The 23,901-nt window shown below is 66.0% G+C and carries 28 protein-coding genes; 7 read left to right on the top strand and 21 right to left on the bottom strand.

Going from position 1 to position 23,901, the window contains the following annotated elements:
* Positions 1-164: 164 nt before the first annotated feature.
* The 6 genes from AC5W54_RS17325 to AC5W54_RS17300 form a co-directional block, all read right to left on the bottom strand.
* Complete coding sequence (locus AC5W54_RS17325; protein WP_495963349.1) at positions 165-1,037, bottom strand: class I SAM-dependent methyltransferase; 873 nt, start codon at positions 1,035-1,037, stop codon at positions 165-167.
* A 177-nt stretch (positions 1,038-1,214) separates the two neighbouring features.
* Positions 1,215-2,000, bottom strand: coding sequence for an alpha/beta fold hydrolase (locus AC5W54_RS17320; RefSeq protein WP_495963348.1), 786 nt, complete (start codon positions 1,998-2,000; stop codon positions 1,215-1,217).
* 118 nt (positions 2,001-2,118) lie between these two features.
* On the bottom strand, positions 2,119-2,571 hold the full coding sequence (locus AC5W54_RS17315; RefSeq protein ID WP_495963347.1) for an antibiotic biosynthesis monooxygenase family protein: 453 nt from the start codon (positions 2,569-2,571) through the stop codon (positions 2,119-2,121).
* Positions 2,572-2,598: 27 nt separating this feature from the next.
* A complete protein-coding gene (locus tag AC5W54_RS17310; protein ID WP_495963346.1) occupies positions 2,599-3,105 on the bottom strand; it encodes an SRPBCC family protein in 507 nt (168 codons plus the stop codon).
* A gap of 92 nt (positions 3,106-3,197) precedes the next feature.
* Positions 3,198-3,575, bottom strand: a complete 378-nt coding sequence (locus AC5W54_RS17305; RefSeq protein WP_495963345.1) for a GNAT family N-acetyltransferase — start codon at positions 3,573-3,575, stop codon at positions 3,198-3,200.
* Between the two features lie 480 nt (positions 3,576-4,055).
* Complete coding sequence (locus tag AC5W54_RS17300) at positions 4,056-4,304, bottom strand: hypothetical protein (protein WP_495963344.1); 249 nt, start codon at positions 4,302-4,304, stop codon at positions 4,056-4,058.
* Between the two features lie 27 nt (positions 4,305-4,331).
* Here AC5W54_RS17300 and AC5W54_RS17295 point away from each other — a divergent pair, with 27 nt between their 5' ends.
* The gene (locus tag AC5W54_RS17295; RefSeq protein WP_495963343.1) at positions 4,332-4,673 is read left to right on the top strand and encodes a hypothetical protein; all 342 of its coding nucleotides are present in this window, start codon (positions 4,332-4,334) and stop codon (positions 4,671-4,673) included.
* Positions 4,674-4,755: 82 nt separating this feature from the next.
* Here the strand turns inward: AC5W54_RS17295 and AC5W54_RS17290 are convergent, their stop codons facing one another.
* The 3 genes from AC5W54_RS17290 to AC5W54_RS17280 form a co-directional block, all read right to left on the bottom strand.
* Positions 4,756-5,175, bottom strand: a complete 420-nt coding sequence (locus tag AC5W54_RS17290; RefSeq protein ID WP_495963342.1) for a SpoIIAA family protein — start codon at positions 5,173-5,175, stop codon at positions 4,756-4,758.
* Positions 5,176-5,452: 277 nt separating this feature from the next.
* Positions 5,453-5,863, bottom strand: coding sequence for a carboxymuconolactone decarboxylase family protein (locus AC5W54_RS17285; RefSeq protein WP_495963341.1), 411 nt, complete (start codon positions 5,861-5,863; stop codon positions 5,453-5,455).
* Positions 5,864-5,906: 43 nt separating this feature from the next.
* Entirely contained in the window at positions 5,907-6,179 is a 273-nt protein-coding gene (locus AC5W54_RS17280; RefSeq protein ID WP_495963340.1) for a hypothetical protein, read from the bottom strand.
* Between the two features lie 153 nt (positions 6,180-6,332).
* On the opposite strand from AC5W54_RS17280, the gene AC5W54_RS17275 reads away from it, so the two are divergent.
* The 6 genes from AC5W54_RS17275 to AC5W54_RS17250 all read left to right on the top strand — a co-directional run bounded on the left by AC5W54_RS17275 (position 6,333) and on the right by AC5W54_RS17250 (position 13,779).
* Complete coding sequence (locus AC5W54_RS17275) at positions 6,333-7,364, top strand: GlxA family transcriptional regulator (RefSeq protein ID WP_495963339.1); 1,032 nt, start codon at positions 6,333-6,335, stop codon at positions 7,362-7,364.
* Positions 7,365-7,479: 115 nt separating this feature from the next.
* A complete protein-coding gene (locus AC5W54_RS17270) occupies positions 7,480-8,253 on the top strand; it encodes a pseudouridine synthase (RefSeq protein WP_495963338.1) in 774 nt (257 codons plus the stop codon).
* Between the two features lie 35 nt (positions 8,254-8,288).
* Positions 8,289-9,137: a tRNA cyclic N6-threonylcarbamoyladenosine(37) synthase TcdA gene (tcdA, locus tag AC5W54_RS17265; protein ID WP_495963337.1), complete on the top strand. Its 849-nt coding sequence runs from the start codon at positions 8,289-8,291 to the stop codon at positions 9,135-9,137.
* Positions 9,138-9,152: 15 nt separating this feature from the next.
* Positions 9,153-9,377, top strand: a complete 225-nt coding sequence (locus tag AC5W54_RS17260) for a DUF1653 domain-containing protein (protein WP_102628062.1) — start codon at positions 9,153-9,155, stop codon at positions 9,375-9,377.
* Between the two features lie 227 nt (positions 9,378-9,604).
* Positions 9,605-12,805: a hypothetical protein gene (locus AC5W54_RS17255; protein ID WP_495963336.1), complete on the top strand. Its 3,201-nt coding sequence runs from the start codon at positions 9,605-9,607 to the stop codon at positions 12,803-12,805.
* Complete coding sequence (locus tag AC5W54_RS17250) at positions 12,802-13,779, top strand: tetratricopeptide repeat protein (RefSeq protein WP_495963335.1); 978 nt, start codon at positions 12,802-12,804, stop codon at positions 13,777-13,779. Before AC5W54_RS17255 ends, AC5W54_RS17250 begins: the two co-directional genes overlap by 4 nt.
* An 18-nt stretch (positions 13,780-13,797) precedes the next feature.
* Here AC5W54_RS17250 and AC5W54_RS17245 read toward each other — a convergent pair whose 3' ends face one another.
* From AC5W54_RS17245 to lptF, 12 genes are all read right to left on the bottom strand, one after another.
* Entirely contained in the window at positions 13,798-14,559 is a 762-nt protein-coding gene (locus tag AC5W54_RS17245; protein ID WP_495963334.1) for an ABC transporter permease, read from the bottom strand.
* A 19-nt stretch (positions 14,560-14,578) separates the two neighbouring features.
* Positions 14,579-15,361 (bottom strand): ABC transporter ATP-binding protein, encoded by a 783-nt coding sequence (locus tag AC5W54_RS17240; RefSeq protein ID WP_495963333.1) that lies wholly within the window; start codon positions 15,359-15,361, stop codon positions 14,579-14,581.
* Positions 15,362-15,363: 2 nt separating this feature from the next.
* Positions 15,364-16,425: an ABC transporter substrate-binding protein gene (locus tag AC5W54_RS17235; protein WP_495963332.1), complete on the bottom strand. Its 1,062-nt coding sequence runs from the start codon at positions 16,423-16,425 to the stop codon at positions 15,364-15,366.
* A 265-nt stretch (positions 16,426-16,690) separates the two neighbouring features.
* The gene (locus AC5W54_RS17230) at positions 16,691-17,296 is read right to left on the bottom strand and encodes an ABC-type transport auxiliary lipoprotein family protein (protein WP_495963331.1); all 606 of its coding nucleotides are present in this window, start codon (positions 17,294-17,296) and stop codon (positions 16,691-16,693) included.
* 20 nt (positions 17,297-17,316) lie between these two features.
* The gene (locus tag AC5W54_RS17225) at positions 17,317-18,237 is read right to left on the bottom strand and encodes an MlaD family protein (RefSeq protein ID WP_495963330.1); all 921 of its coding nucleotides are present in this window, start codon (positions 18,235-18,237) and stop codon (positions 17,317-17,319) included.
* Positions 18,238-18,274: 37 nt separating this feature from the next.
* The gene (locus AC5W54_RS17220) at positions 18,275-19,054 is read right to left on the bottom strand and encodes an ABC transporter ATP-binding protein (protein WP_495963329.1); all 780 of its coding nucleotides are present in this window, start codon (positions 19,052-19,054) and stop codon (positions 18,275-18,277) included.
* Position 19,055: 1 nt separating this feature from the next.
* Positions 19,056-20,144, bottom strand: a complete 1,089-nt coding sequence (locus AC5W54_RS17215) for an ABC transporter permease (RefSeq protein ID WP_495963328.1) — start codon at positions 20,142-20,144, stop codon at positions 19,056-19,058.
* 21 nt (positions 20,145-20,165) lie between these two features.
* Complete coding sequence (bfr, locus tag AC5W54_RS17210; protein WP_495963327.1) at positions 20,166-20,648, bottom strand: bacterioferritin; 483 nt, start codon at positions 20,646-20,648, stop codon at positions 20,166-20,168.
* A gap of 218 nt (positions 20,649-20,866) precedes the next feature.
* Positions 20,867-21,073: a (2Fe-2S)-binding protein gene (locus AC5W54_RS17205; protein ID WP_495963326.1), complete on the bottom strand. Its 207-nt coding sequence runs from the start codon at positions 21,071-21,073 to the stop codon at positions 20,867-20,869.
* A gap of 116 nt (positions 21,074-21,189) precedes the next feature.
* Positions 21,190-21,672, bottom strand: coding sequence for an RDD family protein (locus AC5W54_RS17200; RefSeq protein WP_495963325.1), 483 nt, complete (start codon positions 21,670-21,672; stop codon positions 21,190-21,192).
* A 15-nt stretch (positions 21,673-21,687) separates the two neighbouring features.
* Positions 21,688-22,752 (bottom strand): LPS export ABC transporter permease LptG, encoded by a 1,065-nt coding sequence (gene lptG, locus AC5W54_RS17195; RefSeq protein ID WP_495963324.1) that lies wholly within the window; start codon positions 22,750-22,752, stop codon positions 21,688-21,690.
* Positions 22,749-23,831 (bottom strand): LPS export ABC transporter permease LptF, encoded by a 1,083-nt coding sequence (gene lptF / locus AC5W54_RS17190; protein ID WP_495963323.1) that lies wholly within the window; start codon positions 23,829-23,831, stop codon positions 22,749-22,751. The genes lptG and lptF overlap by 4 nt, the downstream gene beginning before the upstream one ends.
* Between the last annotated feature and the right edge of the window lie 70 nt (positions 23,832-23,901).

The raw sequence follows: 23,901 nt of genomic DNA, 5'->3' as shown, positions 1-23,901 counted from the left end.
GGTCTGTCCCTCATTCTTTCGGGTGACCAGCCTTGCCAGCATGCGCGGCTAAAGTTCTCTATTCGGCCAGTATTGGACGTTCAGAAAAACCTGATTTAACGTCCAAGCTCAGGCGCGTTGCCGCGTCAGCGCGACGTCGGGTGGAGCACCTGGTTGGGCCGCCGCTATGGCTTATGCCCTCGAACGGCCCATGCACGGGCAATGAGGTGGATAACCCCATCCTTCGAAAGCGGGAGTTCGGATCGAATCCGCTCCCGGAGCACCGCGCGGCGATCGTCGCTCAACGACACTGCGTAGCCAGGCGCCGGCCCTTGTCCCCCGAGAAATGGGGACCAATAATCGTCGAAATCGCGGAAGTCGGTGGCGACATCGATCGGACATACCTCGACTTCGCTCAATCCGGCCTGCGCGAACAGTTCGGTAAGCGGTGTCGGTTGGCAGATCGGAAAGCGACGGCCTTCATCGAGGTCGTTTGCCGAAGCGTCCAAGGCAACTGCCGCATTCCAGAAGTAACGCATCAGCTCCATTTTCCCAGCGTAATCCCAGACATACGCCGCAACGACCGAGCCTGGACGCACAACCCGAGCCATTTCCGCAACTGCCTGGGTCGGCCGTGGCACGAAGTTCAAGACGAGGCCTGAAACGGCGGCGTCCAGACTCGCTGTATCAATGGGGAGTGACTGGGCGTCCCCGACCTCGAAGCGCACGCATGGACTCGCGATGCGCGCCTTCGCGTACTCGGTGTAGCCGGGCGAAGAATCTATGCCGATGACCGAGCTTGGGTTTCCCGTCTCGATGATGGTCTGGGTCAAGGCACCGGTACCACATCCGACATCCAGCCAGGCCTGTTTTTCTGGCACCGCTAGCCAGTCCAAAAACGCCTTGGCCACCTGTCGGCTCCAGCGCCCCACATAGGGTTCATAGAGGTCGCCGGCGGCCCACACATCTTTCCGCTCAGACGGTTCCACGGTGATCTCCCTCTTCGCCTGCAGAATGAGGCCCAACTGGGGCGAGTAGCCAGCGGCCAATGCCGACATATCGCCTCTGGGTCGTCATCTTCCGCACCCCATCCATCAACGTAGCCTGAAGTTCAGTATTCGGCTAGAAGCGGCCCTTCCTCATGTGCTGATTTAACGCCTGGCTTAACCCGCCGGTTTCGGAGCGTCAGCGGAGAGGCCGGTCGGGTTCAAGCTATTGTTGGACGCAGCCACCGATTATGCTTTCAACGGGGCCAAGAAGCGAAACACCGACGCGGCATACTGTTCGGGTGCCATTATCATTCCTTCGTGGGCTTGGCCGGGTAACGCTTCTATTCTGGCATCAGGAAGGGCTGCTGCAAGGGTATCGATAACAAATTTATCGTGAGGACTTTCGGTGCCCACCTGGAGCAGCACCGGAACGTGAAGCCCGTGAAATCGCTCGGCGTTGAAGATGTAGCTGCTCAGTGCGCGCAGTTCTTCCAGAGAGGCCTCCGCATCGGCCACGATAGGCGGCCAGTGCTCAGTGGCGCGTAGCTCGTCCAGTTCCTCCATCGGGATAGAGAATGTTTCGTGGAAGAATGTCACTGGCAGTTTACTCCAGTTTCCTACCCGTGCCAGCTCCTCAAGCCGCGCAAGCGTGTCGCTGCGGATGGTGTTGGGCCATGGAGGCTCGTAAAGGACCAACTTGCGAACGCGGTCCAGAACGTTGGCCGCCGCGCCGAGCGCGACCTGCGCGCCGTAGGAGTGGCCAAGGAGGAAGACAGGTTCTTCAATCGACTCGATCAGCGCACAGACATCGCGGCTTTCGTCTTCCACAGTATGACCTTTGGTCGCTTCCGTTTCACCACGGCCACGGCGGGCCAAAGCGTACACGGTGAACTGCTTCTCGAAGAATGGCTTTACGAACTCCCAGTTCGTTCTGTGATCACTGAAGCTACCATGCACAAGCACCAAGGGCGGACCACTGCCATACCTGTCGTAGGAAACGCGGGTACCTCCTGGTGAAGTAATGTGCTGCATGATCTACCTCCTGTCGTTCGTCCGCGCCCAACGCCAATGTTAAGCAGTGCCCTTGGAGTGCAACTAAAAGGGCATCCAGTGGACGGCCGCCAAGCCGGGAACGAACTTGAACGACTGGTTACAAAGCGATTGCACCCATTTTACCCCGTACGTCTGCCATGAACTGGCGTTCGATGACCTCATAGTGCTGTACTGATAGGTCTAGTTCAAGCTCATAAACCTCGTCCTCCGGGTACAAGCGTGCCTGAAAAATATCGTGGCAGGCAAACACCTGGATCGAATCCAGCTTGTCCCAATAGGTGATGAGCGTGAGTTCAATGTTACCCGATAACGAACGATGGAAAATCTGAGCACCGAGAAACCCGGGTGTTGCGGACGAATCCTTGATGCCGGTTTCGTACAAATAGGCTGTGAATCCCTCACTGTGGATTTCAGGCACCCGGCACTTCCATTCTCTAGCGATCATGACTGTTGACTCTCCCCCGTTTTGTAACGCCATGCGTTTCACCTGCGCGCCCGCAAAATCGGGCGTGCCAGGTGAAAAGCTCGTTAGATCGCGCCGCGCGACCATAGCCGGCTTCGACGTGCCCACCGGCCTTCAAGAAGCGGTGAAGTGCCGCTGGACTTCCCCGGTTACCTGTCGCACGCACCAGCGCGCGTAGCCTTTCCCGAGGCGCGTTCCAATCCACTTGTTTCTCTCGGGAAGCGCGTAGTGGATGCTCACCCTGAAGACGCTGCCTTCCGGTGCGGGTTCGATGTCGAATGCCATCTTGTAGTGTCCAATAACGATGAGCTTGGGGGTGCCGACCGTTGCCCATGCCTTGTGCGTTGGCGGGTCGCGCTCAGTCACTACCTCGTCCACTTCGAGGCGGACGCCCAAGACGTGTCCGCGCATGCGGATGTGACTGCCAAGGGCCTTTCCGTGGGCGTCGTCAACATCGGTGGTGAACTTGCCGCCGGCCATCATGATGCTGTTCTTTTTCATGTGGCCCGCGAGGTTGCGGTGGTCGTCCGCGAACGCGAACACCGTTGCCGGGTCCGCGGGCAGGATCACAGTTTCCTCGTGGTGAAATGAGAGCTCCAGACTGCGTGTACCATTCGTCATAAGGGCTCCTCGTAGCGGTCTAACGCCCGCATTTGCGGCTGGCTTGGAGCGCAACGGAGAACCAGTCCGACAACATGCGCTTGTTAGCCATTTTATAGTTGAAAAACCGAGCCAACCCGCTGATATCCGAGTTTCTCATAATAGACGTCTTCATCAGACAGCACGTACACATCCTGATTCGGATGTTCCTGCTTAACCTTTTCCAGAAGCTCTGAGCCAAAGCCGTTCCCTCTGTTCTGTGGAGCGACATACAATTCACTAATATAGATACCAAAGCCATCAACCAAGGCTCGGAGATATCCGCAGATATTGCCTTGGCTTTCGCACAGAAAGGTTTCACTTTCGAGCAGTGCTTCCTTGAACGTATCAATTGCATCGTCGCTCAAAAACGAGCTCCAATCGGGTTCCTTTCCTAGGAGGGATATTAGCTCAAGCTCGTGCTCTTTTTGGTATTTCAGGATGTTGCTCATAGAGTGAACTTCATTTGGCTAACACCGATGAACGCGCATGATGCCTCTGCCGGCCTGGCCGCTTCGGGTCGAGGCTGTGTGAAAACGCTCGGAAGGACTCGTCTTGGTCAAAGAATGATCAAGAAGGGTGTTCTCTCGCTCATTCTGAGGAAGTTGCATGGCAAAACCTCTTCAAATTTCGCGTACAAACGCCATCTTCAGGAGAGCCCAGGAGTTTTCACACAGCCTGGGTCGATATCTGCCGGTCGCAAGCCCCTTGCCACAGAAGTCCTACTGGCCAGAACCCCGCTCCGGTGGGGACTTTCCGACCTGCGGGCACGCTACCGCCAGGCAGTACCGCTTACGCCGCCGCCTTGGCCACCAAGGGCCGACATGTCGCTTAATAGCGACATTAATAATCCGTCTGATCACATCCAGTAACACTCAGCCTACTAAAGATTTCTTCGGCTCGCCCTCTCGAATCTTGAGTTTTCTCATGCCTCATGGCTTGGAATGCTCCTCCCCGTTGATGCGCTGCCCCACCCGCGAGGTCTCGTCGTAAATCTGCTTGCGGGCGCGGCTCTGGTGGCCGAGGGGGCCGTGTTCGGGTCGGGCGTGCCAGGGCACGCTGGAGAGTTCCCGGGCCAGGAGGATGCGGGCCTGTGTATCGGGCTCTTGGCTGGGGATGCGCAGCGGGCTGTAGCCGGGTGATGAGTGCCGTATCCTCTCTAGCCCGGGGCGGTGGCCCATGAGTTATCGGTATCGAGGGAGATGAAAGTGACGAGGCACTATCAGGAGCGCAAGTTGATCCGGTCGCTGACCGCGGCGTGCGAGCAGGCGAAGCAGGAGGTGCCGGGCTTCGCCTGGGTGACCCATGTGGATACCGAGGCCGGGACGCCCTGTATCGTCTGGGTGTTCGACACGCCGGAGGCGATGGCCGAGGCAGTGCGCTCGCCGGCGCAGTGGCGGGAGTGGTCGCGGCAGGCACTGTTCGAGGCCGGGCTCAGGGTGGATGACGCGGCCAACTGGGTGGGGTTCGACAACGAGGAGGCCTGTCGACGCCACTCGGGGGGAAACTGGACGCACCAGCTTCAGCGGCATCTGCCCAGGCGCCGGTAACGGCGCCGCGGGGCAGCCTCTGGCCATCAGTTGGCCCGCGGAGCGGTGGGCGCCCGTCGTGGCACCCTCGCTCTGCGGGCTGTCAGGCCCCGTGATAGCCGTCCTCTTCGGGATCCTCGTGGGCGCCCTTGGGCAGTTCGCCGGCCCAGGCCATGCCGGCGGAGCGCTCGCGCTTGGGGAAGGTGCGGATCTCCACGGCCTTGAACAACCTTTCTTCCAGATGGGCGATATGCTTGATCCATTCCTTGTCGGTGATCACGGCGGCCCGGTAGTAATGCTTGAGGTCGCCGAGCTGGGTCAGGCCATAACCGACATCTTTCATCAAGGCGGTCAGCGTCATCCAGCGCAGGTCATCGAGTTCGACCACCATGCTGATTCTGGGGTGGGCCTTCTTGGCGGCCTCGATGGCATCGATGGCGCGCTGCAGTTCCCGTGCCGTCACGATGCCGCCTGCCTTCATCGCCACGACATGGGCCGCCGGATGAGAGATGAATTCCAACATGGACGTTCTCCTTGGGTCCTGGGAGGAACGGGGCGCCTCGGTCGCTTTCAGCATAGCCCGTCGCTGCCACCCTGCCGGAACCCGGGCGTTCACGGGGGCGACACCTCCGGCCCCCCCCGCACGGACGTCAGGCAGCCCACGGCATCGTCCACCAGGGTCAGGCATTGACCCGCTCAACGCCGCCACGGCATGGGAGAGAACAGGCCGCCGGGAGGCCGACGCCGAAGCCAGCGGCCTCCCGGCGGAGAGGGTGCCAGTGTCACGATGGCCGTGAACCTCATTCGTCCGGGAAGAGGGTATCGACCTCGCGACGCCACTGCTCCGCGTCATACTGCGAGCCGTTGAGCATCGTGCTCCATTTCCGCACCAGCGCGGCCGACGCCAGGGCCTCCTGGATCTGGGCTTCGCTGGCGCCCTGCGCCTGGGCTGCCTTGGCGTGGTAGTAGATGCAGTAACTACAAGGCACCTGCGCCGCCACGCCGAGCGCGATGAGCTCCTTGGTCCTGGTGTCCAGGGCCGCGTCCGGGTCCAGGAAGACGGCCTGGTAACTCTGCCAGGCGGCCTCGACCCCCTGGGCGGGGAAGGTGTCCTGGATGAAGGGCGGCGCCTCCTCGCCGTGGGCGGGGCCGATGATTGCCAGGCCGGCGATGAGCCATGCCGAAGTGGTGAGAATCAGGGTGGTTTTCATGGTGACCTCCCATGCAGCTTGTGGTCTGGGTGGGCAGCGCCCGTCACGCGCCGGCCAGCTGGCGGGCCGGCAGCCCAATCGCCGGCTCCTCGGCGACCGCAAAGTAGCGCTGGGTGCTGGCCTCGCCGAGCAGCGGTTCCAGGTAGTCGCGCAGCCGCGCGACCGAGGGAGCCTCGTAGAGGCAGACAGCCTGGCTCAGGTCGTCGGCGGGGAAGAACTGGTGCACCAGCAGTTCCTCCGGCAGCGGAAAGACCCGCTCGGCACACTGCTGGAAGCGGGCCGGGTCGTGGATGTCGTGCTCGATGGCGATGAACATGATCGTCTCCTCGTGTTTCATCGTGGGTGGACAGGATTCCGGCCGACAAGACGTCCGCCGTCCTCCTGTGCCCACGATGTGCCTTGCGGGGCCCAGCGGCGAGAGCCAGACTGTTCGGAAACGGCCCATTCTGCTCACCGGGGCTGACACACCATGGAGAGGCGCCTTTTCCCCAGGCGGGTCAGCCTGCTGGCCTTGCCCGCCGAGTCCACCGGCACCCCCATCCACGGCCTGTACGAGACCCTGATCCTCGCCGATGCCGTGATCCAGGGGCCGGATGCCGGTGCCGCCCCGCTCTTCGAGGCCGAGATCGTCGGCCCGGAGCGCGGCATCTTCCCCAGTGCCTGTGGCCTGCCGCTCGAGGTCCACCGTGCCATGCACGAGGTGGAAGCCACCGACATCGTGATCACGGCGTCCATGCTGTTCGAGAATCAGGAGTGGCAGACCGGCCAGCATCCGGACACGGTGGCCTGGCTGCGGCGCATGCACCGCCAGGGGGCCGACCTCTGCTCGGCCTGCGCCGGCGCCCTGCTGCTGGCCGAAACCGGGCTCCTCGATGGGCTGGACACCACCACCCACTGGGCCTTCGCCCCGACCTTTCGCCGCAACTTCCCGCATATCCGCCTGCGCATCGATGAGCTGCTGATCGTCGCCGGCCAGCGTGGCGAGCTCGTCATGTCGGGCGCGGCCAGCTCCTGGCAGGACCTGATCCTATTCCTGATCGCGCGCCATGTCAGCCCGACGGCGGCCCAGGCCATCGGCAAGTTCCTGCTCTACCACTGGGACTCCCGCAGCCAGGCGCCCTTCGTGCCCTTCGTGCCGCCCACCGATCACGGCGACGGCACCATCCGGCAGCTCCAGGTGTGGCTCCATGCCTGCGACGCCAAGGATGTCTCGGTCGAGGAGATGGCCAGTCACAGCGGGCTGCCCCGCCCGACCTTCTACCGTCGCTTCAAGCAGGCGACCGGCTATTCCCCGGTGCACTACCTGCAACACCTGCGCATCGAGAAGGCCAAGCAACTGCTCGAGGGCAGCGACGAGCCGGTGGACGAGATCAGCTGGCAGGTCGGCTACGAGGAAACGGCCGCCTTCCGGCGCACCTTCAAGCGGATCACCCGCCTGAGCCCCGGGGAGTTCCGCCGCAAGTTCCGCTTTCCCGCCATCCCGGCCGCCACGCCGAGGTGACGGCGCAGGTTCATCGCTAGCACCCGGGGCAGGGCCGGGTTCTGCCCGAGCATGGGTGACAGCGCCGCGCCATACGGCGACAATGGCCGGCCTCGCTCCACCGCCCGGAACCGTGATGGCTTCACCGCTGACGATCCTCCATCAGGACGACCACCTGGTCGCCGTGCACAAGCCGGCGGGCCTGCTGGTGCATCGCACCGCGCTGGCCGGCGGGGCGCGGGAGTTCCTGCTGCAGCGGCTGCGCGACCAGCTCGGCCGGCGGGTCTATCCGGTGCACCGGCTGGACCGGCCCACCTCGGGCCTCATGGTGTTCGCCCTCTCGCCGGAGAGCGCCACACGGCTCGGCGAGACGTTTGCCGAACGCCGAGTCGCCAAGCGCTACCTGGCGGTGGTGCGCGGCATCGGCCCCGAGCGCGAGCGGCTCGACTACCCGCTGCGCGAGGAGGATGGCCGCCGCCCCAAGGCCGAGATGCCGGCGCTCGCGGCGCTGACCGAGGTGAGGCGACTGGACAGCGTGGAACTGCCGGTGCAGGTGGACCGCTACCCACAGAGTCGCTACTCGCTGATGGAGGCACGCCCCTCGACCGGCCGCCGCCACCAGATCCGCCGCCACCTGGCAAGCCGCGGCTACCCGATCATCGGCGACGCCAAGCACGGCAAGGGCAACCACAACCGCTTCTTCGCCGAGCGCCTCGACAGCCCGCGTCTGCTGCTCGCCGCGGTGGGGCTGGCCTTCGACCACCCGGTGATGGATCATCGCCTGGAACTCTCCTGCGCCCTGGATGCCACCATGACGGCGCTGTTCCAGCGTTTCGGCTGGGCCGGCCATCTGCCGGTGGACACCGCGCACCGGGTCGACGCCAGCACCGGCCTCGAGCCCTCGGGCTGAGCTTACCCTCCCACTAGCGACCGATACCGACCGCCATGACCGACCTGCCCCTCTTCTCCAGCGCCCACGATGCCGCCACCACGGACGATCATGGCCTGCGCTTCGGCGGCATCCGCCGGCTCTACGGTGCCCGCGCCTTCGCGCGCTTCCGCCACGCCCACGTGGTGGTGATCGGCGTGGGCGGCGTGGGCAGCTGGGCGGTGGAGTCGCTGGCCCGCTCCGGCATCGGCAAGCTCACGCTGATCGACCTCGACGATGTCTGCGTCTCCAACGTCAACCGTCAGCTCCACGCCCTGGACGGCACCATCGGCCGCCCCAAGGTGGAGGTGCTGGCCGAGCGCTGCCGGGCCATCTACCCCGGCCACGAGGTGGTGGCCGACACCGCCTTCGTCACCGCCACCAACCTCGCCGAGCGGATCCCCGAGGACGCCGACCACGTGGTCGACGCCATCGACAACGTGCTGGCCAAGGCCGCCTTGATCGCCTGGTGCAAGCGGCGCAAGCTGGCAATCACCGTGACCGGCGCCGCCGGCGGCCAGACCGACCCGACCCGCATCCGGGTGGCGGACCTGGCCCGCACCGAGCACGATCCGCTGCTGGCCAAAGTGCGCGCGCGGCTGCGCCGCGACTTCGGCTTCTCGCGCAACCCGAAGCGGCGCTTCTCGGTGGAATGCGTCTACTCTGACGAACAGCTGGTCTACCCGGACAGCGACGGCGAGGTGTGCCTGCAGAAACCCGGCCATGTCGAGGCGACCCGGCTCGACTGCGCCGCGGGCTTCGGCGCGGCCACCTTCGTCACCGGCAGCTTCGGCTTCGTTGCCGCCTCCCGGGTGCTGGCCCGGCTGGCGAAACAGGCCTCCGCCGGCCCGACCCCCTCCTCCTGACTCCTGGAGCCCGAGATGACCCATCCGCTTCCCGTCCCCGGCATCTACAGCCACTACAAGGGCAACCACTACGAGGTGCTCGGCGTCGCCCACCACAGCGAGACCGAGGAGCCGCTGGTGGTCTATCGCGCCCTCTACGGCGAGTACGGCCTCTGGGTGAGGCCGCTGGAGATGTTCACCGAGACCGTCGAGGTCCAGGGCGAACCAGTGCCACGCTTCGAGCTCGAGAAGGCGTTCTGAGCAGGAATCCATGGCACAGATTCCCACGCGACACGCGAGAGAGTGACGGTGACCACCGGTACACTCCGTGTAGGATATTGCCGACAACTACCGTAAGCCCCATCGTCAATTTCCCCTCCTCCATTCCTTTTCCCGGCTGACTTGCATAGGGTCCCCAACATACCGAGCCGTCACGGCAGGCGTTCGCTCGCCACACGGAAGTGAACTGACGCAGGGGAGGCGTCGCAGTGTCACAACAAACCGCTACCGAATGGCCACCTTTCATCCCGAGCCGAGAAGACGGCGGCCGTGAGTGCGAACGCCGCTTTCCCTGCCAGCCGCCTGAGTGGGTCGATATCCTCTACCTCGTCGGCACCGGGCGATTCTGGCTACTCACCCGCGACGTCGCCAAGGATCTCGACGAGGCCGCCCATGAACTTCACCGATGGGCCAGCATCGAGGATCCCGCACAGCGTAACGCCACGCTGTCCGAGAAGGCCGGGATCATGGAGTGCTTCCTGCCGGCCACCCCCGACAGTTTCCTCCCCGAGGACGACCGCGACCGCTACGGCGAGCTGGAACGGGAACTGGCCAAGGCACGCGTGTGGCACAGCGGCCTGGATGCCACCATCGAGACCTCGCCTCCTCCTGTCGGACGCGAAGCCGACGATCGTCACCGCCGGTTGCGCTACCAACGCCAACAGCAGGCCACCGAGATACGGCGCCTCGAGGATGAGCTGCACGCCCTGCGCAATGCGGGACGCCGGGCCGCGCGTGACGCGGGCTATGTGGTCGACGGCGATGCCTACTACGGCCCCTGGGAGAGTGAGATCCAGCAGGCCCTGGAGACCTACCGTCGCACCCGCCGGGAGGCCATGCGCCAGCACGCCCTGCTGCCGGGCGTGAACCGCGCCGCGGATGACGACCGCGAGCGGCGCTTCACCCTGCAGGAGGTCCTCGCCGAGTACCAGGCGTTCCTCGAGCGCTGCGAGACGCAGACGCCCAATGCCGCCAGTGCGCAGTGCCATCTCGCCGAGATGATCCGCATGGCGGAGCTGCGCAGCGGCACCCTCTACGCCGCCTATCTGGAAAGTATCCTCCAGCTGGCGGCGTTGGGGATCGCCACGCCGGAATACGCCCTGGCCAACCCCTCCGCATCGGGCGCCACCATGCGGGATGGCGTCGGCGACTTCGACCACTACAACGACCTGCTCCGCGAACAGGCCGACCTGCTCGCGGCGGTGGAGACCAAGCTGGAGGAGTGGCAGACCGGCACCGCGGGCCACACCGCCTTGCCGCTGTTCCTGTTCGCCGATGAGCGTGAGCGTTACCAGGAGCTCACCGAACGGCTCGATGCCCTGCACGAGCGCGCCAAGCGAGCCGTGGAGGCCATGAGGCCGCGGCGCGTGCTGTTCTGGCAGGCCTACCTGGCCGATGAGCGCAACGCCTTCGGCTACGAAAGGCGCCGCCTCGACATGCTCGTCCGCAACGACTGGCCACTGCGTGAATTCACCTCCGCCGGTGGCGAGCGCGAGTTGTGCCATATCAGCCTGCACCTGCTGATGGACTATATGAACCTTGCCGAGCGTAATCGCATCGCACCGCTGCTCGACGCCGACGGTGTGCTCCCGGCGACCCTGTGGGAGGCCCCAGAAACGGTGCTCTCCCACTGGCTCGACCTCAAGGGCTGCGAGCCCATCGACTGGCGCGGCGAATGGCACGACGACGACCTGGGCCTGTTCCAGCCCGAGGCGTTCTATGCCCATCTCGACGAGGCGGGCTACGAGATCGCCAGCCTGGCCAGCGACGACGCCAGGGCCCGCTGGGGCGAAACCCTGCAGCGCCTGCTGTTCACCGGCCCCGCCAGGGATACCCTGCGCCTGTTCGACGCCAGCGCGCAGGCCCAGGCCCTGCGCCTGATCGGGCTGACCCGGGGAGAGCTGTCATCGCTGATCACCCTCGACTTCCCCGAACCGCTACGCCTGGCCGACACCACCACTGCGGAAGGTGAGTGGGAGACCCGGCAAGGCAGCATTGAAGCATCCAGCTCCAGGGGCCCCCTGCGCCGCGAATGGAAGCTCGAGGGGGCCTACCACCTGGCCCGTGGCGAGCTAACCCTGAGCGTACTGGAGCTGCCCGAAGAGGACGAGGCGCTGCATGCCAACTTGCCGCTCAAGGATGGCAGCGAGCTGGACCTGGGCCGCTATGCCCTGCGCCTGGAGACCGTGGCCAAGGGCTTCGCCGGCGCCAGCCTGGCCCTGTCCGGCGCGCTGCACCTCTCCTTCGACGGCGAACCGAACATTACCGCCGAGGAGCCGGTGCACCGTCTGGGCATCGGCGGTCAGCTCAACGCGTTTGTGGGAGTTCGCGGCGGCATCGAGCATCGTTGCGAGCTGCGCTGGGAACCGCCCGAGGACATCGCCATGCGCGCCCCCATGCACCAGGCGGTGGATGCCTTCACCCGGCGCAACCGGCTGGACGAACTGCAAGAGTGGCGCAGCCTGGGCATGGTCGCGTGGCACCGCGAACGCGGCTGGGCCTGGGGCGTGAACACCGACTTTCATATCGGCCTGCGGGGCGGCAGGTTCGTGCTGCGGGCCAAGGCCGCCCTGTTCTGCGGGCGGGGGGTCGGTGGCGGCGTGACCATGGAGCTCGACAATCGCCACCTGGACCTGTGGCTGACCATGCTGCACCGCGACCTGGTGGCCAGTGGTTTCGAACGGGTCGACTGGCTGGATGACGAGGCCTTCAACGAGCTCAGCGACCTCGGCTATGTGCTAATGATGACCCTGCTCAATGCCGGCCTGGTGATGGCCAAGGGGCGCACCTGGCTGCGGCAACTGCGGGATGAGCTGGCGCAGACGGACCGCGCCGGCCAGATCGCCTATGTGCTGACCTCTCGTGATGGCCAGGAAGAGCGTCAGTTGCGTGCCTGGGTCCAGCAGCTGACCCCCGAGGCCCTGGGAGCGCTGCTCTGGCTGCTCTGCAGCCCACCCCGCGCATTCGAGATCAGTTCGTCGGACAGTGCCCTTGGCGGTCTTGGGATCCAGACGAGCTTTAGCGAGCCCGAGGCGCGCGACCTGCAGCAGATGGCCATCGCCAACTGCGTGGGCTGGATTCACGAGGGCGTGCTCGGCGGCGTCTACGGCCCGGTTCGCCCGGCCTCCGGCCCCAACCCGGGAAACCGGCTGTTCGAGAAGGCACTGCTGCGGCTGGATCGTCACGGCCAACGCACCCATGCGGTGCGCGGGCTCGGCTATTGCCGTAACCGCTACCTATTGGATCGGTTTATGCAAATTGACTCTGGTACCGGCGATACCGTGGTCAGAAGGGCGAGGAGTGACTACTTCACTGCCGCTAAGAGTCTGGGCCGACATGCCGACACCCATTGCGAATACCTGCCCGATGGGCAGGGAGGCATGCGCGTTATCTACGAGGAACCCCGATGATCAAAGGGTATAAAGCCCTGGCACTCGCCCTCCTGCTGCTTGGCCCGGTCAGCGGCTGGGCGCTGGATGCCGAGACCCAGGCCGCCAAGGACGAGGGCATGCGCCTTTATAATGCCCATCTCCGGAGCCAGGCTCCGCCCTACCTGGAAGCCGCCGCCGAGGCTGGCGATGCGGAGGCCATGTACTACCTCGGCGAAATCCACCGGCTGCGGCATATGGGCATGACCCGCGAGGCGCTGGCGTGGTACCGACGTGCCGCCGAGCACGGCGAGCCCTACGCCATGCTGCGGTTGCATCAGGGAGGCACCTGCCACCTGGGCGATGTCTGCCCCGACAAGGGCGACGACTGGCGTCAGGCCGCCCTGGAGGCGACCTTGCCTCAAGCGGAGGCGGGAGACGCCGCCGCCATGGGCGTACTGTTCGATGTTTACAATTCATTCGGCCAGCCGGAGGAGACCGTCAGTTGGCTCGAGCGTGCCAGCGAGGCCGGCCACGCGGAGTCACAGTACCGGATGGGCCACCTGATTCATGACGGCTATGGCGATTACCCAAGCGAGGCCGAGCGGCGAGAGGAAGCCGAAGACTGGTATCGCCGGGCCGCCGAGCAGGGCTACCCGCCGGCGATGAATCGCCTCTCGGCCCTCTTGAGCCAGCGGGGGCGTTATGACGAGGCCTGGGAGTGGATTGTCAGAGCTTCGGAGGCCGGACATATGAACGGCCGGTTAGCTACAGGCTGGTGTTTCTTTGATCCAGAAACAGAAAAAAGATGCCAAAACGAACGGGATGGCGTTAAAGGTTGGGCGATATTACATGCTGTTGTTGAAGAAACCGATAATCGAACGGCCAAGGGAATCCTGGAAGATTATCAAGACCAGCTAACCGCCGAACAACGCGAGCAAGCCGAGGCCTTGGCCGAGGAGTGGCTGGCCAAGGAGCCGCCGCTGTCCGAGTTTCCGCCCCGGTTCGGCTTTTGACGATGCCGTGGATCGGTGTCAGCGCTGGCCGCGGTGGGCCCAGGCGGTCATCCGCTTCTCGATCAGTGCGAACAGCTCGTACATCACCATGGCCATGGCGCTGATCACGATCAGCCCGGCGAACACCAGCGCCATGCGCATCTGCGAACCGGCGCTCATCATCAGGTAGCCGATGCCCTGGTTGGAGGCCACGGTCTCGGAGACCACGGTGCCGACGAAGGCCAGGGTGATGGCCACCTTCAGCGAGGCGAAGAAGTAGGGCAGCGAACGCGGCAGCCCCACCTTGAGCAGGACGTCGAGGCGCCGTGCCCCGAGTACCCGCAGCACGTCCTCGAGCTCCGGCTCCAGGGTCGCCAGGCCGGTAGCCACGTTGACCACGATGGGGAAGAAGCAGATCAGGAAGGCGGTGAGGATCGCCGGCACCGAGCCGATGCCGAACCACACCACCAGGATCGGCACGAAGGCCACCTTGGGGATGGCGTTGAAGCCCACCAGCAGCGGGTAGCAGGCGTGGTAGAGGAAGCGCGACGAGCCGATGATGAAGCCCAGCGCCAGCCCCACCACCACGCCGATGCCGAACCCGGCCATGGTGGTCCAGAAGGTCTGCCAGGAGTGCATGCCGATGGGCCCGGCGAAGGTCACCAGCGCCTGGGCGGTGGCCCAGGCGCCGGGGAAGATGAACTCCGGCACGTCGAGCAGACGGATCACCGCCTCCCAGACCACCACCAGGATCGCCACCGCCGCCCAGGGGGCGAGGCGCTCACGGGTCTTCTCGCTCATTGACATGTCGCCTCCTCGTTCAGCGGCTGCGGATCTCGCCGATCTGCGCGCGCAGTGCCTGCACCAGTGAGGTGAAAGGCTCCTCATAGGTCGTCGCCAGTTCCCGCGGCCGCGGCAGGTCGATGCGGCGCTGCTCGATGATGCGTCCCGGCCGGCGACTCATCACATAGACGGTATCGGCCAGGAAGGCCGCCTCACGCAGGTCGTGGGTCACCAGCACCACGGTGAAGTGCTGGGCCTCCCAGAGGTCGCGCAGCACGCACCACAGCTCCTCGCGGGTGAAGGCGTCCAGGGCGGCGAAGGGCTCGTCGAGCATCAGCAGGCGTGGCCGGTGGATCAGCGCCCGGCAGATCGAGGCACGCTGCTGCATGCCGCCGGAGAGCTGCCAGGGGTACTGCTCCTCGTAGCCCTCGAGCCCCACGGTGCGCAGCAGGTCGCGGGCCCAGCCGACGAACTCCGCACGGCGCCGGCGGAACTGGTGGCGGTACGGCTTGACGATCTCCAGCGGCAGCAGGACGTTGTCGAGGGTGGTGCGCCAGGGCAGCAGGTTGGCGTTCTGGAAGGCCATGCCGGAGATCTTCAGCGGCCCGCCCACCGGCGCGCCGTCGACCCTCACCTGGCCCGCGGTGGGCGCATGCAAGCCGGTGCAGAGCTTCATGAAGGTCGACTTGCCGCACCCGGAGGGGCCGACGAAGGCGACGAACTCGCCCTCCTCGATAGTCAGGCTGATCTCCTCGATGGCGTTGCCGGAGTCGTCATAGGCCAGGCTCACCTGGTCGAAGGCGACGAAGGGCTCCCCCATGCCTAGTCTCCCTGGCCCGGGAAGATCATCCGCTCCTCCCGGGGCGGCAGGAAGCGCGAGGTGAAGACCCGCTCGGGCTCGGGAATCGAGGGCAGGTCGTAGGCGTCGGCGACCAGCTGGATGGCGTTGCGCAGGCGCTCCTCATCGACGGCACCGGCGCCATTGGCGCGGGCATCCTCGGTATCGATCACGCTGTCGATGGCGAGCTTGAGGCGCCGGGTCTCGAGTTCCACGTCGATCAGCGCATCGCGGTTCCGGACGTACTCGATGGCGCCGTCCGGATCGGCCAGGGTCTCGGCGAGCGCGCGGTTGAAGGCGCGCAGGAAGCCCTCGACGGCCTCGGGGTTGGCCTCGGTGAAGGCCTCGCTGGCGACGATGGCGTTGCCGTAGAGCGGTACGCCGTAGTCGGGGAACGGCAGGATGGTCAGCTCCTCCTCGCCCATGCCACGCCCTTCCAGGTTGAGCAGGCTGGTGAAGTAGAAGCCGGTGATGGCGTCCACGTCGCCGCGCACCAGCAGGGTCTCGCGCAGGGCGGGGTCGACGTTCTGCCACTCGACGGCCTCGGCATCGAGCTCGTTGGCCGCGGCGAAGATGCCCCAGGCGCGATAGCCGGTGTCGAAGGCGGGGGCGGCCAGGGCCTTGCCGGCGAGGTCCGAGGGCGACTCGATGCCGCGATCCTTGCGCGCGAACACCGAGGCCGGGGTGCCGTCGTAGACCACGTAGACGCCCTGGATCCCGGGCGCCTCCGGATTCTCGGCCAGGAACTCCACCAGGGCATTGAGGTCACCGAAGCCCATCTCGTAGGCACCGGACGCCACCCGGTTGATGGCGCCGGCGGAGCCGCTGCCGGAATCCACCTGCACGTCGAGCCCCTCCTCGGCGAAGTAGCCGCGCTCCACCGCCATCAGGAAGGGCGCCGAGGGCCCCTCGAAGCGCCAGTCGAGCTGGAAGCGGATGCGGGTCTCGTCGGCCTGGGCCAGGGAGGCGCCGAGCAGAGAGGCACCGAGTGCACCGGCCACCAGGCCGGCCCCGAGCAAGGACGTGCGGGAAGAGATTCGACTCATGGATCCAGCCCTCTCGTAACCATGTGAGTTGTCATTGTTGAGATGCAGCTTTCCTGCCACCCCGTCGCGTCCCGGTCGGGGATGGGCCGACGCAGCACCGATAGGGGGAACGTACGCCCCGGGGCCATGGCGGGGGGCCATCGCGGGGGACACCGGGCGGGGCCTCGCCGGTGCCGCGACGAGAGGCCTCTGCACCAGCGTAGATCATTGGCCGGCGCAGGGCGGGCGACGCGCTCACGCGGGCCTCAACGGGCCTCAACGGACCTCAACGGGCCTCGTCGGCCAGGGTGTCGAGCCGTTCGAGCAGTGCCTCGAGCCAGACCTCCAGCAGCGCCTGCTGGGCGGCAAGGCCCGCTTCCGCCCCGGCTGGGCGGAAATCACGCCGCTCGCTCCAGCGCCACTGGGCGATCACACCCCGCTCGCCACGCAGGGTGGTACGCAGGGCGATGAGTGCCTCGGGCGCGTCGCCGCGATAATCGTGCAGCCATTCGAGCACCTCGACCTCGAGCTGCAGGCCCGCCGCGCCACTCCGCTGCACCACCCCGACCAGCCCGCTGCGGGAGAGCTCGTCGGCCACCAGGTCGCCCAGCTGGCGCGACAGCGGCGCCCCCCAGTGCGACTGGACATAGGGACGCCGCTGGAAGTCCCGTTCGATATAGAGCAGCGCCGTATCGCTGATACCGGCCGTGATGCGCGGCGTCTCCACGCTCATGGCCGCGAAGCGCTGCGACCGCTCTGCGGGAGGCGCCGGGGTCTCCAGCCGTAACGGCGTCGCCGCTTCGCGGCTGCCGGGCGTCACGCAGCCGACCAGCAGCGCGAGCAGCAGCAGGCACGACAGCCGAAGGCAATGCAGGCACGTCCTTGGTAACATGGAAGACTCCCTGTGGATGCTCAGCGCTCTCCCGGGCCGGGGGGATGGCGATCGGGGCCGAACAGCAGTTGCCGGGGGTTCTGCTCCAGCTCGCGGGTGAGATCACCGAGCTGCTCCACCAGGTCGTCGAAACGTCCCAGGGTGCGCCGCACCTGCTCGCCGGTCATGGCCAGGTTCTCGCCGGCCCCTCGGCTGAGCTGGTCGAGGGTGGCGCGCAGGCTGGTGAGGAGTTCGCGGGTGTCGTCGCCGAGGCCGTCGAGATCGTCCAGGGCACCGCCCGAGAAGCGTTCGAGCCTGGCGGTGAGCGCCTCCAGGTTGTGCAGCGTCGCCAGGAAGCTCTCCAGGTTGTCGTCGTCGAGCACCTGCTCGAGGCGTTCGGCGCTCTGGGTCATGCTGGCCAGCAGCCGGCTCACCGACTCGCGATTCTCGTCGCTCAGCAGGTCGTCGATGCGCTCGCTGATGCTGGCGGTGCGCTCGGCGATCACATCGACCCGGTCGAGCGCATCGCCCAGGGCCTGGTCGAGCTGGAAGAGCCGCGAGGGCTGGTAGGCGAGCGTCGGTGGCTCGCGAGCGCCGTGGTCGAGCACCGGGCCCTCGCCACCGGAGAGTTCCACCGAGGTGCGCCCGGTGAGCATCTGGCTGCGCAGGGTGGCGCTGGTGCCCTCGCGCAGCCGGTAGGCGGGCGCCACCCGCAGGGTAACCACGACCCGCGCCAGGTCACCGCTGAGGGCGATACGCTCAACGAAACCCACCTCGACGCCACGATAGGTGACGGTGGCACGCTCGGAGAGCCCGGCCACCGACTCCTCCACCTCGACCCGGTAGGGAAGATAGTCGTGCTGGTCACGCTCACCGGCCAGCCACACCACCATCGCCACCAGCAGGGCGGCGAGCCCCAGCACGAAGGCGCCCACCAGGGCGGGATTCACTCGGGTCTGCATGGCGCTCTCCTCGGAACAACGCTGGCCCGCTCGGGCATCAGGCTTCTCCCCGGAAGCGCTGCGCCCGGGCATTGCCGAAGTAGCGGGCGATCTCGGGCTCGCGGCTCTCGCTCAGCACCCGCGGCGGTGCCACCTCGAGTACCCGCCCCTGGCCCAGGTAGGCCACCCGGTCGGTGACCGTGAACAGCGAGTCCAGGTCATGGGTCACCAGGACCAGGGTCAGGCCCAGTGCCCGGCGCAGGGTGTTGAACAGGGCGTCCAGCTCGGCCGCGCTGACCGGATCGAGGCCCGCACTGGGCTCGTCGAGCAGCAGCAGTTCCGGGTCCAGCGCCAGGGCCCGGGCCACCGCGGCCCGCTTGAGCATGCCGCCCGAGAGCTCCCGGGGATAGCGCTCGGCCGCCTCCGGCGGCAGCCCCACCAGGGCAATCTTCAGCCGCGCGAACTCCTCGATCAAGAGGGCCGGCAGCCGGGTATGCTCGGTGAGCGGCAGCATCACGTTCTCCAGCACCGTCAGCGACGAGAACAGCGCCCCCTGCTGGAACATCACCCCGAGCCGCCGGCGCAGCGGCATCAGCCGCGACTCGCTCATGACGAGGTCCACCTCCTCGCCGAACAGCCTGAGCCGGCCGGCATGGGGCGCCTTGAGCAGACTGATCACCGAGAGCAGCACCGACTTGCCGCTGCCGCTACCACCGACGATGCCCAGCGCCTCGCCGCGACGTACCTCGAGATCGAGCCCCCGGTGCACCACCAGGTCGCCGAAGCGGGTCTCCAGACCCGCCAGCGCTACCGGCACGCTCGCGTCATGTGAGGCCAACTCACCACCCCAGCTGGTTGAAGAGGACCGAGAACAGGGCATCCAGCACGATCACCCAGAAGATCGACTGCACCACGCTGGAGGTCGTGTTGCGGCCGATGCTCTCGGCATCGCCCCGGGCGCGCATGCCCTCGCTGCAACCCACCAGGGCGATGACCATGCCGAACACCACCGACTTGCCGATGCCGACCCAGAAGTGATGGCTGGCCACCACCTGGGGCACGCGCCGCAGGAAGGTATCGAAGTCCACCCCCAGCATGAGATCGGCCACCAGCACGCCGCCCACCAGGCCGGCGGCATTGGCCAGCACGGTGAGCAGCGGCATGGCGATCACCAGCCCCAGCCACTTGGGCAGCAGCAACCGCTCCACCGGCGACATGCCCAGCGTCAGCAGGGCGTCGATCTCGCGGTTGCCCCGCATGGTGGCGAGCTCGGCGGTGAAGGCGGCACCGGAGCGGCCAGCGACGATGATCGCGGTGATCAACGGGCCGAACTCGCGGAACAGGGTCAGGGTGACCAGTTCGACGATAAAGATGTTGGCCCCGAAGGTGCGCAACTGGATACCCCCCTGGTAGGCAAGTACCCCGCCGAGCAGGAAGGCCAGCAGGGCGATGATCGGCACCGCCAGAGCACCGCTGGTGACCACCACGTTGAGAGTCTCGCGCCAGCGCAGACGATGGGGCGCGTGCAGCAGGGCGATCAGGGCCAGGCACAGCTGGCCGAGGGTCGCCAACAGGTGATGCAACTGGTCCAGCGAGAGAAGCACCCGGCGGCCGAAGCCCTCGAGCCAGCCGGGACGGGACAGGGGATGTTGCGGAGCTTCGTGCAGGGCCTTCTGCACCAGGGTGAGAAGCGGCTGCCAGCGAGCGTCGAGCCCGGCCGGCATGGTGCCGTCACCGAGCAGTACCAGCAGCCGGGCGCCATTGCTGTCGAGCCGCGTGATGCCCCCGGCTTCCAGCCGCCAGGGCCCCTGACGGCTCAGCGCCAGGGCGCGCTCGGCAACCGGGGACAGCGTCAGGGTGGTCCAGTCACCCTCGAGCCGCAGCCGGTCGCCCGCAACGCTCAAGCCTGGGGCAGGGGCGGCGTCCACGTCCATCCCGCGGGGCGGCGGTCACTCGTCGCCGGCTTCCTGCATCTGGGTCTGCAGGTAGTTCTCCAGGCCGACCTTGTCGATCAGGCCGAGCTCGGTCTCGAGGTGGTCGATGTGCTCTTCTTCATCGGAGAGGATATGGCGGAAGAGATCACGGCTGACGTAGTCCTTGACCTTCTCGCAGTGGGCGATGGCGGCGATGTAGTCGTCGCGCCCGGCCTGCTCGAGCTTGAGGTCGCACTCGAGCATCTCGCGGGTGTTCTCGCCGATCAACAGCTTGCCGTAGTCCTGCAGGTTGGGCACGCCCTCGAGGAAGAGGATCCGCTCGATCAGCTTGTCGGCGTGCTTCATCTCGTCAATGGACTCGTCGTACTCCCACTTGGCCAGCGCCTTGAGGCCCCAGTCCTGGTACATCTTGGCGTGCAAGTAGTACTGGTTGATGGCCACCAGCTCGTTGCCGAGCGCCTTGTTGAGGTGCTCGATGACCTTCTTGTCGCCTTTCATTGCGTCTCTCCCTATGTCGTCTGGGTCGGGTGTCAGGGGGCAACGCACGGTGCGAGCCCGTCGTCCGAGCGTATCGGCGCTCTACGGACAATCCGCAGTATTGGCCATGACAGCAAAAAAGTCCAACAGCGACAAAGAGTTGGGGAGAAAAGCCAACAAGAATAATAGCGATTGACGTCTTGCGGAAGTGGCTCAGGGCCAGGGAAGCCGGAAGGCAATCAGACCGCGTAGGCCAGGTCGGCGGAGGAACTCGCCATTTCGCTCACCACGGCGTCGCGGGTGATGGTCTTGCCCATGCAGGCGCACTTGCCACACTGGGTACCGCAGCCGGTCTCCTGCTGCACCTCGCGCCAGCTGCGCGCACCATCCTCGACCGCCTGACGGATCCGGTGGTCAGTCACGCTCTTGCAAAGACACACGTACATCGACTTCACCTCGGCTCTGATTACCGTGACGAATGTAAATGATTCGCATAGCCTATCGCAAGCATAGGAAGAAGAAATTTGTTCTCATTCGACCTAAGGATGAGAACGAAGTTGCCTCAGCGACGCCGCTGCGGCTTGGGCAGCACCACGACCCGGGTGCCCGAGGCGATATCCGACCAGCTGCGCCGCTCGGCATCGAACAGGATCCAGAGATAGCCCACCCCGAAGGCGGCCAGTGACAGGCCGCCCACCAGGAAGCGCACCAGGCTCTGGCCCAGGGTGATGGTGCAGCCATCGAGAGTCTGTACCCGCAGTCGCCAGGCCTGCATGCCGAGCGTCATGCCGCCCCGGACCCAGAAGAAGGCGAAGAAGGCGAAGGCCCCGGCCAGCAGCAGCAACCGCAGGCTGATCACCTGGAGCAGGCCGGCGCCGACCTGCTCGGCCGAAAGGCCCAGCCCCTGCCTCACGACGACCAGGTGCAGGGCCGTGATCAGCAGCCAGATCGCCGCCACCAGGAAGCTGTCGTAGAGCATCGCGCCCAGCCGCCGCCCGAGGCCGGCGGGCCAGACATCGTCGAGATTGCCGAAGCGTCGTTGCATGGGGAGGAAACACCCTCAACCGGTTCGTCGTAAAAGGTAGAGCCCCAACCCCGCACAGATCAGGGTCGGTGCCAGCACCGCCCAGGCCGGCGAGAAGCCGAATACGGTGGAGGCCGGCGCCAGCAGGTCCTGCAGGTACTTGAACACCAGGCCGGTGACCACGCCGTAGAACACCCGTGTGCCGGCGGCCACGCTGCGCAGCGGACCGAACACGAAGGAGGCCGCCACCAGCACCAGCGAGCCCATGGTCAGGGGCATCAGCATCTTCTGCCAGAAGTAGAGCAGCGGCTGGGTGGCCTGAAGCCCCTGGGCCTGTAGATAGCGGGCATAGGCCCAGAGTTCGCTGGGCGCCTGGCTGTTGATCGCCCGCAGCAGGCGGCTGAGCTGCTCGGGGGTCAGGGTGGTCTCCCACTGCCGGGTGTCATGATGTTCCACCTCGGTGCGCTCGTCCTCGAAGCGGGTCACCTCGACCCGCTCGAGCACCCAGCCGCCTTCCCGCCAGACCGCTCGCTCGGCGGTGGTGGCCTCACTCAGCACCTTGTCCTCGAAGCGGTAACGGGTCAGGTCGAGCACGGTGTCGTCGGCGCGGATGGCACCGAAGCGATAATAGCTGTCACCCTCGCGCTGCCAGCCACCGCGCTCGGTGAGCACCGCCCCCTCCCCCTGCATCTGCTCCAGGCGCCAGGCGCTGGCGAACTGCTCGGTGCGGGGACTGACGTACTCGGCAATGAACAGCACCACGGCGACCACCAGAATGATCGGTTTCATTACCCCCCAGAGGATACGGGTCAGTGAACGGCCGGCGGCACGCATCACGGTGAGCTCGTTGCTCGAGGCCATGCTGCCCAGGCCGATCAGGGCGCCGATCAACACTCCCACCGGCGCATACTGGTAGAAGCGCCAGGGCAGGCGCATCAGCAGGTAGAGCAGCACCTGGAAGGCACCGTAGTCGCCCTCCACGTCGTCCAGGTCATTGATGTAGGTGATCACCAGGTCGAGGCCGAGCAGTACCACCTGCACCACGATGATGGCGGCCAGGACGTTGCGGGCCAGGTAACGATCGAAGCGATCGGCAATCATCCGCTGATCCCCTTGTGCTGGGCACGGGCCATCATCGCCAGGCCGAGGGCCAGGAAGGCCCCGTGGATCGGCCACATTCCCACCGCCGCCGGCAGCGATCCGCGCCCGATGGCATCCAGCGCCGCCAGCAGCAGGCTCAGGTAGGCGACATGCAGGAAGATCGCCGGCAGCAGCTTGGCGAAGCGTCCCTGACGCGGGTTGACCCGGGAGAGGGGCATGGCCAACAGGGTGAGGATGAAGACCATCAGCGGCAGGCCGAGCCGCCACTGCAGCTGGGCCTTGGCGCGCAGCGAATCGTCGGTGAACAGGGCCACCGTGGTGGCGTACTCCGGCGAATCGAGCTCGCGCATGTCATCGGCCTGGGAGAGCCGCACCGCATAGGTCTCGAACACCAGCCGCTCGGCCTCGAAGCGCCCGGGGTCGACGCTGTAGCGCTCCCCATCGGCCAGTACCAGGAACCGGCTGCCGGTATCCGGATCGACGGTCTGGTAACCGCTCGCCGCCCGGGTGACGGTGCTTTCCGGCGTGCCGTCGCGGCGGCGCTGGCGCTCGCTGATAAAGACGCCCTGCATCAGGCTCTGATCGTCACTCATGGACTCCATGTAGGCGGTACGACCGCCGCCGAAGTCCTGGAAGCGGCCGGGCGCCAGCGCCGAGAAGTCGAGTTGGCTGCGCTGCTCCTCGAGCGTCACCGCATTGTGCAGGGCGCCCGCCGGGGTCAACCAGAGGCTGCACAACCCGACCAGGATCGCCACCAGGGTGGCCGGCACCAGGCTCACCTGCAGCAGCCGATTGGGGCTGGTACCGCAGGCCACCAGCACCGTGATCTCGCTGTTGAGATAGAGCTGGCCATAGGCCAGCAGGATACCGAGGAAGAAGGCCAGCGGCAGGATCAGCTCGAGAAAGCCTGGCAGATGGAACAGCATCAGGGTGCCGAGGATGCTCGCCGGGATCTCCCCCTCGGCCGCATCGGTGAAGTAGCGGATGAAGCGGCTACCCATGATGACGAGCAGCAGCACGCCGGCCACCGCGGCCATGGTGAGCAGGATCTCGCGGGTCAGGTAACGAAAGATGATCATGCTGCCGCCTTCCATGCATTCGGGCCATGCCTTGGGTACACTGGCGTGACACGGCCGAGAGCCGGCATTA

It is taken from the genome of Halomonas sp. LMYGS-3 (genome assembly GCF_059509875.1).
The sequence above is the reverse complement of the archived record's forward strand: the minus strand, read 5'-3'. Positions and strand labels throughout refer to the sequence as shown.